This is a genomic window from Lactococcus cremoris subsp. cremoris KW2, assembly GCF_000468955.1.
Lineage (GTDB): Bacteria > Bacillota > Bacilli > Lactobacillales > Streptococcaceae > Lactococcus > Lactococcus cremoris.
This window is the reverse complement of record NC_022369.1, coordinates 765,407-777,311: the sequence shown is the minus strand read 5'-3', so window position 1 is coordinate 777,311 and position 11,905 is coordinate 765,407. Positions and strand designations below refer to the sequence as shown.

Here is an 11,905-nt window from a genome sequence, read left to right as displayed (position 1 = left end):
AATCTGCCAGGACTGGCAGATTCTGAACTCTTGAATTGCTGACAGACTCGTCAGTAATTCTCATTTTTTAATAATGGACTTATTTAAATTGAATTAACTCACATTATTCTTCCAACTGATTCCCATTTGAAGCAAAAACTTTTTTGAACCAATAAAATGATTTTTTTGGAATACGTTTAAGACTTTTAGGGTCAACATAAACAGCTCCATAGCGTTTATCAATATTTCCTGATGAAGCGGGAATATCAATTAAGCCCCAGCCAAGATAGCCCAGTACTTTGACTCCGTCAGTAAATATCGCTTTTTCCATAGCTTCCAGATGTCTTCGATGATAAGAAATTCTCAGGTCATCAGCAATTTCAGTTTTCCCATTCCAACTTTCTGACTGACCAATTCCATTTTCAATAGGAAAAACAGGCAACCCAAATTCATTATATAATCTACTTAGAATTCTTCTAAAGCCTTCTGGGTCAATGGACCAATCCCATTGATTATGTTCAAGCAAGGGATTTAATTTCATCCCTTTAGTCAAGTAAGAATTTGGCGCATCATTTTCAGACAATTGACTTGCATCTAATAAAACGGAACGGTAATATGAAAAAGAAATAAAATCAGAAATACCATTTCTTAAAATTTCATCATCTCCTTCTTGGAAATCCATATCAATTTCCTGATTTTTAACAAAAGTCATAACTTCATGTGAATAATGTCCAAAAGCGTAAACATCACAGAGATTTCGATTGTAAAATTCATCAAATTTTCTGAGATATAAATTATCTTTAGGAGACGGACTGGCTGGATATATCTCTGTTGTCGCTAACATTCCACCAATTTTTCCTTCAAAATTCTGATGCAAAAATTGAACCAATTCACAATGAGCAAGCATCGTATGATGAAAAACAGTGTACATATCAGAGAGCGTTAGGTCTTTTTTCAAAACTCCTGAGTAATGCTCAAAGCCGTCAGCAAAATAAAGATTATGTTCATTGAAAACAATCCAATATTTTACTCTGTCAGCAAATCTTCTCATCATTTCTTGCCCAAACCGAACAAAAGCCTCTTTGACCTTTCGACTCAAAAAACCATCATACTTTTCAGCCAGATTTAATGGCATATCGAAATGATAGAGACAAATCATAGGTTCAATTCCGTGAGCAAGTAAATCATCAATTAATCGATTATAAAAAGCAATTCCTTCTTCATTAAATGCGCCGTCACCATCAGGTACAACGCGTGACCAAGAAATCTGAAAGCGATACATATTCATATTCATTTCATTCATCAACTCAAGGTCTCGTGAATAGTCATGGTAATTATCATTAGTTACTTGCCAATCTTTAGCCCGACGCCCCGCAGTATCCACATCATAAACGGAAGGTCCTTTCCCCCCTTCATTCCAGGCTCCTTCGGTTTGCATTGATGAAGTTGAATTTCCCCAGAAAAAGCCTTTAGGCATTTTATCTTTCATTTATTTCTCCTTTTTATTTTATTAACTATAAATTTCTAAGTCTATTTCTAATAAAAAGAAATTCCGAAGAAAAAAACTTCTTCGGAGTTTCTAAACTCCTTATTAGTTTGACTAAGCAAGAGCTTCATCAGCGTCAGTTTTTGCTTCTTCTTCTAACAGCATTTTGTCATACTTTCTAGCAAATGGAAGATAAATCAAAATTGATTCTAAAAGTGCAATAACTTGTAGCACCGCATATTGCCAACCTCCGATTAAGAATCCAGAGATAATGGGTGGCGTAGTCCAAGGAGCAGCAACACCATTCATTGGCGGAACAATATGGAAATAAATGGCACCATAAACCGTTGCTGAAACCACAACTGGAACAAGGAAGAATGGTAGAGCAAGAACAGGATTCAATACAAGGGGCAAGCCAAATAAGAAAGGTTCATTGATATTAAATAAACCTGGGACTAACTCTACTTTACCAATTGATTTCATCTGTTCAGAACGAGCAAAGAAAATCGTAAAGATAATTAATCCAAAAGTAATTCCTGAACCTGAAAGATTAATAAAGTTATTATAAAATTCATTGGTCACAATATGAGCGCCATTAGCTAAACTTAGCTTGTGTGACTGATAAAGTGAAGCGTTGGCAAAAGTATTTGGAATCAAGAAGGCAGAGGTAATAGCCCCCATAATAATCCCACCATGAACCCCAAAGAACCAGAAGAATGGAACTAAGAGTGAAATAATAATGATTCCGCCAAATGAGCCACCTAAGCCTTGTAGAGGAACTGATAACCAGTGGTAAATAATGGTTACTGCATCAGTATGTCCAATTTTATCGAACAAAGCATAAATAACCGTAGCGGCAACGACAATTACTCCTGTTGGAATCATTGATGTAAATTGATTGGCAACATTTGAAGGAACTTGCTCAGGAAGGGTAATTTTCCAACCAGCTTTCATCATTGCCGAATAAGCCCAACCTGATAAAATACCGATAACGATAGCGGCTATCATTCCTTGACCACCATTCCAAGTTAAATTGAGCACTCCTGTCACTGGGTTATTCAAGAAAACTTGCATGGCATGAGGAAGCTTTTCAAAAGCAGCCGTTGCTTGGGCTCCCGTGAGATTTCCAATACCTGAAGCCTCTTTTCCAGTGGATAGAGCCGCCGTAATTGGATTTGCAATACTTAGAGATTGAACAATGAAAAATGCAGAAAGAGAAGTTAAGCCACCTTGCAAAGCCACATCACCAAAACCTGCCTCTTTGACATAAGAATAACCAATCCCAACTGCTGCCCAGATGGCTAGAATACCAAACGAAACACTGAAAGCTTGTGTAAAAATAGCGGACCAGCCATTGTCTGATAACCATTTGGCAACAGGTGGAATTGGAATGTTCGCCAAAATTAAGAAAATTGACCCAACAATGATAAATGGCATCGCAAATAGCATCCCATTTTTCAAAGCCGTCATTGCTCGTGTATTCACGAATTTCATAATTGGCGGCAATACTTTATTATTTATGAAGCCGTTCATAAATAAACCTCCTTTAAGATGTGAGCCCGACTGTTCTGAAATGAGGAAAATTAGGAAAATTTTTGGTTCTGCACTTGTGCAGGTTCAAAATTTTATCTATCTACGCAGCAAGCTGCTACGCTGTCCATTCGCTCTAAGCGACTAAAGTCGCAAGGCGAATCGCATTTTCACTCATTTCAAGGAGGGCGAACTCAATTGATTAAGATGTGAGGGGTGCTCGCTTAGAGACTATGGAAAATTTTATCTTTTTTCATAAGTTTCTAGCACACCGAACTCAGTTAAATAAGATGAAGCAAAATGTCCTTTCAGACTTCTCTTTCACCAATTAAAACGTTTACAATACAATAATACCCCTTACAAAAATATTTGCAAGAGGTATTTTTATCTTTGTCACATGTTACAAGATTAGTTACGATTATCACTTTTTTCTATTGCTTGATGGGCCAAAATTTCAATAAAAGCAATGACAGGCAGTTGTGATGTCAAATTTTCAAGAGGATCATAGGCAGAATATTCCGTTTGAAAGCCATAAGTCAGATTGATATTTGAAAGTTTGGATAATGTTGTTTCTGGATGATTCGTAATTGAAACAATCTTTGCGGAGGCTTCCTCTCTTAGTTTAACGACTCGTTCAATAATTTTATCAGTTTCACCAGAAGCTGATAAGACGATGCTTAAAACGTCTGGCGCCCCTTTTCCTTTGATGGCTTGATAAGGGTCAGAAATAGCATAAGATTCTAGGCCAATGTTTGTAAAATAACGAGCTCCATACTCAGCTAAAGCGCCAGATGAACCCACTCCAATAAAGATAATATAGCGAGCTTCACGAATTAGTTTAACAGCTTCTTCAAGTTTTATCCCCGCTTCCTTAGAGGTTATTTTTCGTAAAAACAGATCGAGTTGCAATAAATTTTCATAATAATTAACTGGAATTTCTGCTAATTGATTTTGATTTTTGAGATAATACTTTAATTCTACCCAACCTTCAAAGCCAAGTTTTCTAGTCATTCGCATGACTGTTGCAGTCGAAACATGAACTGCTTGTGCAAGTTGTCTGACTGACATTTTATCGATAGTTGATAAATTAGATAGGATGAAGTTGAAAGCCGCAGTTTCTAGTTCATTGAGCGTACGTACTTGCTCAGGTAAGAAATCAATCATTTTTACTGACCAAACCTTTCTATAAGTACTTCTGAGTTATTTTTGTAAGCCTGTCTTTTTAAAACGACTATGATTTACTGACAGAATTCTCTGATTCATTGATAAGTATTTTTTCAAAATAAAATAAGCTAGCTGACAAATTCGTCAACCAGCTTAGTTCACTTTTATACTTTAGCCATCAAAATATATTTACTGACAGCCAATCTTGTGGGTTTTATCTGATGAATATTCTAATTGTCATTTTTATTTTACAACAATATTAACCAATTTATTTGGAACAGCAATTACTTTGACAACATTTTCACCTTCAAGTGCCTCAGCAACGGCTTCGCGACCAATTTTCTCAAGTTCATCACGCCCTAAGTCTTTGGCAATTTTGATTTTTGCTTTCAATTTTCCATTGATTTGAACAACAATCTCAACTTCTGATTCAACTAATTTACTTTCGTCAAAAGTTGGCCAAGCGACATAAGAAATTCCAGCTTCATTCCCTAATTTTACCCAAAGTTCTTCGGCAATATGTGGTGCGAATGGTGCCAAAAGTTGAACAAATCCATTGGCATATTCCAAAGGTAAAACTTTCGCTTTATTTGTCGCATTGACAAAAATCATCAATTGGGAAATGGCTGTATTAAAATACATCAAGTCCAAACGCTCAGTGACATTTTTCACTGTTTCGTTATAAACTTTATCCAATTCTCCATTATTTTTGTCACTAATCTCTGAATTATCAATCATCCGAACGACACGATCAAGGAATTTACGAGCTCCTTCAAGTCCTTCTTCTGACCAAGGAATACTTGCATCAAGTGGTCCCATGAACATTTCATATACACGTAATGTATCAGCACCATAATGTTCCACAACATCATCAGGATTCACGACATTTTTAAGAGACTTAGACATTTTAGCTGGTGCTTGTTCAAGCTCTTCGCCCGTTTCCATGTGGTAAAATCCACCATCTCGTTTTTCAACTTTGTCAGTTGCAACGAGTGCTCCACGATGGTCGCGGTAAGAAGTTCCCAAAATCATTCCTTGGTTAAAGAGTTTTTGGAAAGGTTCTTTAGTTGGCACCACTCCTAAGTCATAAAGTACTTTATGCCAGAAACGAGCGTAAAGCAAATGAAGAACCGCATGTTCAGCTCCTCCAACATAGATATCAACTGGCAACCATTCTTTGAGGAGATCTGAATCAGCCAAGGCTTCAGTATTGTGTGGGTCGATATAACGGAGGTAATACCAACTTGAACCTGCCCATTGAGGCATTGTGTTCGTTTCACGACGACCTTTTACACCGTCTTCACGTGTAACTTCCAACCAATCTGTCAAATTAGCCAATGGTGACTCACCAGTTCCCGAAGGTTTGATGTCAGAAGTCACTGGTAAAACAAGTGGCAATTCATTTTCGGGTAGAGCAGTTGATGTTCCATCTTCCCAATGAATAATTGGAATTGGCTCACCCCAATAACGTTGACGGCTAAAGAGCCAGTCACGCAAACGATAAGTGATTTTTTTCTTCCCGATTTTCTTTTCTTCCAAAAATTCAATGGCTTTTTCAATCGCTTGTGCTTTATCAAGACCATTCAAAAATTCTGAATTAATATGCGGACCATCTTCAGTATAAACGGCTTCTTCTACATTTCCACCCTCAACAACAGGCAAAATTTCAAGTCCATAAACTTTAGCAAATTCCCAGTCACGTTCATCATGAGCAGGTACAGCCATGACCGCACCATGTCCATAAGAGGCCAGAACATAATCTGCAACCCAAATTGGCATCTTCCGTCCATTAATTGGATTAATCGCATAAGCACCTGTAAAGGCGCCAGTTTTTTCCTTAGCGAGGTCTGTACGAGCCAAATCAGATTTGAGACTTGCTTGACGACGATAATCAGCGACTGCTTGAACTTGCTCCGGCGTTGTAATTGCATCAACTAAATCATGTTCAGGGGCCAAAACAGCATAAGTCGCGCCAAAAAGAGTATCAGGACGAGTTGTAAAGACTTCAAATGATTTGTCCGTTCCCTCAACTTTGAAGGTAACGTCTGCCCCAACTGATTTACCAATCCAGTTTCGTTGCATTTCTTTGATTGACTCTGGCCAATCCACTTCTTCAAGGTCTTCAAGTAAACGTTCGGCGTAAGCTGTAATTTTAAGCATCCATTGACGCATTGGTTTACGAACAACTGGATAACCTCCGCGTTCAGATGTACCATCTGGTAGCACTTCTTCGTTGGCAATAGCAGTTCCGAGCTCTTCAACCCAGTTTACTGCTACTTCTGCTTCATAAGCTAGTCCTTTTTCATAAAGTTTAGTGAAAATCCACTGTGTCCATTTGTAGAAGTTAGGGTCAGTCGTATTTACTTCACGTTCCCAATCATAACTGAAACCTAAGCTATTGATTTGACGTTTAAAGTTAGCAATATTTTCAGCTGTAAATTCCGCAGGGTCATTCCCTGTGTCCATAGCATATTGCTCAGCTGGTAAACCAAAAGCATCCCAGCCCATTGGATGAAGGACATTAAAGCCTTGAGCACGTTTGTAACGGCTCAAAATATCAGTTGCTGTATACCCTTCTGGGTGTCCCACGTGAAGTCCAGCTCCAGATGGATAAGGGAACATGTCTAGCGCGTAAAATTTTGGTTTTGTTTTATCTGTCCCAGTGCGGAAAGTTTGATTATCCGCCCAGAATTTTTGCCATTTGGCTTCAATTTCTTGATGATTGTATTCCATATTAAAGATTTGAGTTCAACAGTATCAAACTCAGTTCCTTTCTCATATATTCAATGTTTCAAACTGATGATTATAATAAATTGTAAGCAAGAGTTAGGTCACTTCCTGAAAGTTGCAAGCCATATTTTTGCTCATATTTTTTTATTTTATTAATCAGGGTATTTCGATGGACATAAAGTAATTTAGCAGCTTGTGTTTGATTAGCGCTTGCCTTATACATTGCCTTGACTAGTTTTTGATCCTCAGGATTTTCTAATAATTCTTTACAAATCTCATGTAAAATATTATTTTCCAAAAGATTTAAGCTTTCTGATAAAATATACTCACTAAAAGTAGACTGATTTTCAAAAATTTTACTTTCTTCAGCATAAACTTCCGAGAGCCTATTTTTATCAACAAAGCGACCGACATAAGCGGTCACTTCTTCCCCCATATCTTGGGAAAGTGTTTGAAAAATATCAAAAAGTTCTGATGTGGTGGGACTGTCACTTGAAAAAAATTCAATGACAATCTTTTGTTCTCTAAGACTCTTCACAAAATCAGGCAAAAGTAACTTTAAGGTGTTTTCCAATTCCTCAAAGTTATTTCCGGAAAATTGTAAAATGCGATAGCGGCCATTAGGAAGGTTGTCGATACTCAATTTTCTGTCAGTAAAAATTAATTCTGTCAGTAATTTTTCTCGTTCTGTCAGCTGACTTGGGTCAACCTTCTCATAAATTTTTCTAATTTTTTCTAGTTCCATTTTTTAAAAAAGCGACCCCTGGTCGCTTGAAGTCTTATCGTAAATCCACTTTGAATTCTAATAAATACTAGTTAGGCTTAGCAGAACAATCGCTCATTTAGCTAAATTAATTTAAAACTAGTTTTAAATTTGTTCTGAAGGAAGATGTAATTCAAAGAGTGGAGACAATGGACGACGTTCATGAATGCGAATAATCGCATCAGCAAGTAAGTGAGCAATTGAAAGTTGCACAATTTTTTCACTTTGACGTTCTTCTGGCATTTCAATAGTATCCAAAACAACCAATTTTGTAATTGCTGAATTATTAATCCGATCAATCGCAGGTCCTGAAAGTACGGCATGAGTACATGAAGCATAAACTTCGGTTGCCCCAAGTTCTTTCAATGCGTTTGCTGCAAGGGTAATTGTTCCAGCTGTATCAATCATATCATCAATTAAGATACATTTTTTACCTTGAACGTCACCAATAATATTCATGATTTCAGCAACATTGGCCCGAGGACGGCGTTTATCAATAATAGCAAGCGGCGCTTTTAGGAAGTTTGCCAACTTACGTGCACGTCCGACACCACCATGGTCAGGTGAAACAACAACGATATCATCACCAGCAGAAACTAATTGACGACGGAAGTATTCAGCAATCAGTGGTGACCCCATAAGATGGTCAACTGGAATGTTGAAGAAACCTTGAATTTGTGGTGCGTGAAGGTCGAAAGTAATTAAACGGTCGGCACCAGCAATTTGAAGCATGTTTGCTACGAGTTTTGATGTGATTGGTTCACGGGCACGAGCTTTACGGTCTTGACGAGCATAACCGTAGTATGGCAAGACAATGTTAATTGATGCGGCAGAGGCACGACGAAGTGCATCCATCATAATCAAGAGTTCCATCAAGTTATCATTGACAGGGTCACTTGTTGATTGGAGGATAAACACATGATCACCGCGAACTGATTCGTCGATATGAACGACAGTTTCGCCATCTGAGTGGGCACCAACACTTACTTTTCCAAGCTCAATTCCAATTTCTTTAGCCACTTTTTGGGCTAATTCGTGGTTAGAAGAGAGCGAAAACAACTTCAAATTTGAATACGACATGAAGAGCCTTTCTTTAATTCCTAAAGAACACAGGAGTTCTATTTTATGTAGTTCTATTTTACATTAAATTCTCAATTTTTTCAAACGCTCATGGGCTTTATTTTCATGGAAACGTTGACAAGTAAAAAAGAATCTACTAAAGTCTGCAGATTCTTTTTAATTTCTCATCTTATTAAACCTTTATAATAATTCTTTGAAGAGTCCTCTAACGAAAAATTCTTCATCAAAATCTTGTAAATCATCAATTTTTTCACCCAAACCAATGAGTTTAACAGGAATTTTTAGACTTTGAACGATAGAGAGCACAATCCCACCTTTGGCTGAACCATCAAGTTTGGTCAAAGCAATCCCTGTAATCGGAGTAACAGCTGAAAATTCCTTAGCCTGTTGAATCGCATTTTGCCCCGTCGTTGCATCAAGTGCCAAAATTGTTTCGTGCGGTGCATCTGGAACTTCACGTTTAATGACTTTTCCGATTTTTTCCAATTCTTTCATCAGATTATCTTTATTTTGCAAACGACCAGCCGTATCTACAAGCAGAATATCATAATTTTCTGATTTAGCTTTTGCTAGCGCGTCAAAAACAACTGCTGCTGGGTCAGAACCAGCTGGTTTTGTAACTACTTCAACTTGTGAACGATTTCCCCATTCAACCAATTGGTCAATGGCTCCAGCACGGAATGTGTCTGCGGCGGCGAGAAGTACTTTTTTGCCCTCATTTTTATAGCGGGCAGCCAATTTACCAATGGTTGTTGTTTTACCAACGCCATTAACCCCAACAAAAAGCAAAATGCTCAATCCTTCTGGTTGAATATCCAATTGTGTTGGTAATTTTTCACCATCAAACTTATCAACAATTTTTTCAATAATCAGCTGACGCAAGTCATCTGTCGATTTAGCATTGATTAACTTGGCTTCTTTACGCAATTCTTCGGTCACTTCCATCGCCAAATCAACGCCGACATCTGACATAATTAACGTTTCTTCAAGCTCTTCGAAAAATTCTTCATCTACTGTGCGGAAATTGGCAAAGAGTTCATTGAAACCATCAGAAAATGTCTTACGAGTTAAAGTTAATGATTGCTCGTATTTTTTCTCAGTTTCCTCACGCGATTGAGTGAAAATATTAGCCAAAGCATCAATGTCAATGACAATCTCTTCCTCATCTTCGTCAGTAACATTTTCCTTTGCAATTGTTGAAACTTCTGAATTTACTTCTTTGTCAGTTATTTCTGCTGCTTTTTCATCAGTTACAGATAAAACAGTTTTTTCATCAGTAACGACTACATTTTCGCGCTCAGGACTAATCGTTTTCTCTTTAGAAACAGGTCCATCAGCAATTTCTTTTGAAACTTCTTCTCTTTCAATGTCAATTACTTTACTGACAGATTCGTCAGTCACATTTTCTAGGTCAACTGGCTTTGGACTTACTTCAGTAAGTTCTGTAGTTTCTCTTGTTTCTTCTTCATTCTTAGGCTCTTGAGTGTTCTCAACAACTACTTTTTCAATGACAGGCTCGTCATGCTTAGTTTCTTCTTGTTTCTTCTTTCCGAAGAGACGGTCAAAAAGTCCCATATTTTCTCCTTAATATAAATATCATGCATAGATGATAAAGTTCATTTGTAAAATATAAATTTTAAATTAATTTTTTTCTTAAAAATCCGAGTCCTAAAAGTAGGATAGCAACTGCAGAAAAATCAATGATTTTTGAAATTAAAACAAAAGCTGTTGTCTTTACCCAGAAAGCTAACAAAATAACTGACAAAGCATGACAAACAAAAACTAGACCCATGAAAAGTGTTAAAATCATCATTTTTTTATGACTCTGTCCTTCATTCGCAAATTCTAATAGTGGTCGATTAAAAACAAGTGATAGTAAAAAAATTGTCCCAATTGCCGCTGTTAAAATGGGATGCCAAAGCTTGAAGGCAAGATTATTGCCATGAGTCAAATAAACGGTTAAAAGTGAAATTAAAAAACCAATTATTGCCACCAAAGAAACCGGATTAACTTCTTTTCTAACAATCAAAGACCAGACCATATGAATAACCGGAAAAGCAGTCGCGATTCCGAGTGCTAATGTGTCTGTGCTGCCCCAAGTTTTCAATAATAAGTAGGCAACAACAGGTAAAATTATTGCGAAAATTAAACTTGGCAAATATTTCTTTATTTGAACTTCATCTTTCATTTCAATTCCTTAAAGTACATATTTTTCAATCATATGGGCCACGGCATGTTGGTCATTTGTTAAATCAGAAATAATTCTGGCTTCTTCTTTAACAGCGGGCACAGCATTTGCCATTGCGACTCCATAACCCGCCCATGATATCATCGATAAATCATTGGCTTCATCGCCCATAGCCATTACATTTTCTGCCCCTAAATTCAACTGATTTGTCAATTGTGTCAAACCATAAGCTTTATTAATCCCTTTAGGCATAAATTCTAAAAGTTTAGCCTGTGTTTTAAAAATCTCAAATTCTTCAAAATAAGATTCTGGAATTTTGCTTAATTGAGCATCTAGCAACTCTTTATCCGTACAAGAAACGATTTTATTGTAAACAACATCTAGTGGAACTTGGTCAAAATCAACTTTAATGAAAGTCAGGAGTTTATTCAACGTATCATATTGAGAAACAACGTCACTTTTGGTCATATAAACCTTTTCTTCACTCAAAACATCACATGGAATTCCTAGTTTTGTAGTTAATTCTTTAATTTCAAGTATTTCATCATGAGTAAAACTTTTTTTAGATAAGATTTGTCCCGTATTTCTTTGAACCAGACCACCATTAAATGTAATAGAAAAATCTTCAAAATCGAGCATTTCTAAGGTCTTAAGAAAAGGCTGAATCGCAATCAGAGGGCGGCCAGTTGTCAACACAACGTGGACCCCTTTTTGACGTGCCGCATCAATGGCCAGTCTATTTTCTTTTGAGATTTCTTTTGAAGAGTTAAGTAAAGTCCCGTCCAAATCGAGGGCAATCAGTTTAATTTCTTTATTCATTGCTTTATTATACCACACCGAGTCACTGAGGTTCAATAATGGTCACCAATTGTGAGGCAGGCTTTCTTTCTTATTTTTAGATAATTCACAAAAATATTTGACAAATCAAAATCTTTTGATTACACTTAAAATAAGAAAACGAGGTCCAAAAATGACTAATACACAA

9 protein-coding genes are annotated in these 11,905 nt (G+C 36.9%); all 9 read right to left on the bottom strand.

The window, feature by feature from the left end; genetic code table 11:
* Window positions 1–103: 103 nt before the first annotated feature.
* A complete protein-coding gene (locus KW2_RS03820) occupies window positions 104–1,468 on the bottom strand; it encodes a glycoside hydrolase family 1 protein (protein ID WP_021036957.1) in 1,365 nt (454 codons plus the stop codon).
* A 111-nt stretch (window positions 1,469–1,579) separates the two neighbouring features.
* A complete protein-coding gene (locus tag KW2_RS03815; protein WP_021036956.1) occupies window positions 1,580–2,998 on the bottom strand; it encodes a PTS sugar transporter subunit IIC in 1,419 nt (472 codons plus the stop codon).
* A gap of 405 nt (window positions 2,999–3,403) precedes the next feature.
* Window positions 3,404–4,159 carry a MurR/RpiR family transcriptional regulator gene (locus KW2_RS03810; protein WP_021036955.1) on the bottom strand — a complete coding sequence of 252 codons (756 nt, stop codon included), beginning with the start codon at window positions 4,157–4,159 and terminating at the stop codon, window positions 3,404–3,406.
* A gap of 243 nt (window positions 4,160–4,402) precedes the next feature.
* Window positions 4,403–6,892 (bottom strand): leucine--tRNA ligase, encoded by a 2,490-nt coding sequence (gene leuS / locus KW2_RS03805; protein ID WP_021036954.1) that lies wholly within the window; start codon window positions 6,890–6,892, stop codon window positions 4,403–4,405.
* Window positions 6,893–6,962: 70 nt separating this feature from the next.
* On the bottom strand, window positions 6,963–7,634 hold the full coding sequence (locus KW2_RS03800) for a helix-turn-helix domain-containing protein (RefSeq protein ID WP_021036953.1): 672 nt from the start codon (window positions 7,632–7,634) through the stop codon (window positions 6,963–6,965).
* Window positions 7,635–7,757: 123 nt separating this feature from the next.
* The gene (locus tag KW2_RS03795; protein ID WP_014572881.1) at window positions 7,758–8,732 is read right to left on the bottom strand and encodes a ribose-phosphate diphosphokinase; all 975 of its coding nucleotides are present in this window, start codon (window positions 8,730–8,732) and stop codon (window positions 7,758–7,760) included.
* Between the two features lie 180 nt (window positions 8,733–8,912).
* The gene (gene ftsY / locus KW2_RS03790; RefSeq protein ID WP_021036952.1) at window positions 8,913–10,307 is read right to left on the bottom strand and encodes a signal recognition particle-docking protein FtsY; all 1,395 of its coding nucleotides are present in this window, start codon (window positions 10,305–10,307) and stop codon (window positions 8,913–8,915) included.
* 61 nt (window positions 10,308–10,368) lie between these two features.
* Entirely contained in the window at window positions 10,369–10,920 is a 552-nt protein-coding gene (locus KW2_RS03785; RefSeq protein WP_011675947.1) for a DUF3159 domain-containing protein, read from the bottom strand.
* 9 nt (window positions 10,921–10,929) lie between these two features.
* Entirely contained in the window at window positions 10,930–11,739 is an 810-nt protein-coding gene (locus KW2_RS03780) for a Cof-type HAD-IIB family hydrolase (RefSeq protein WP_021036951.1), read from the bottom strand.
* Window positions 11,740–11,905: the final 166 nt, after the last annotated feature.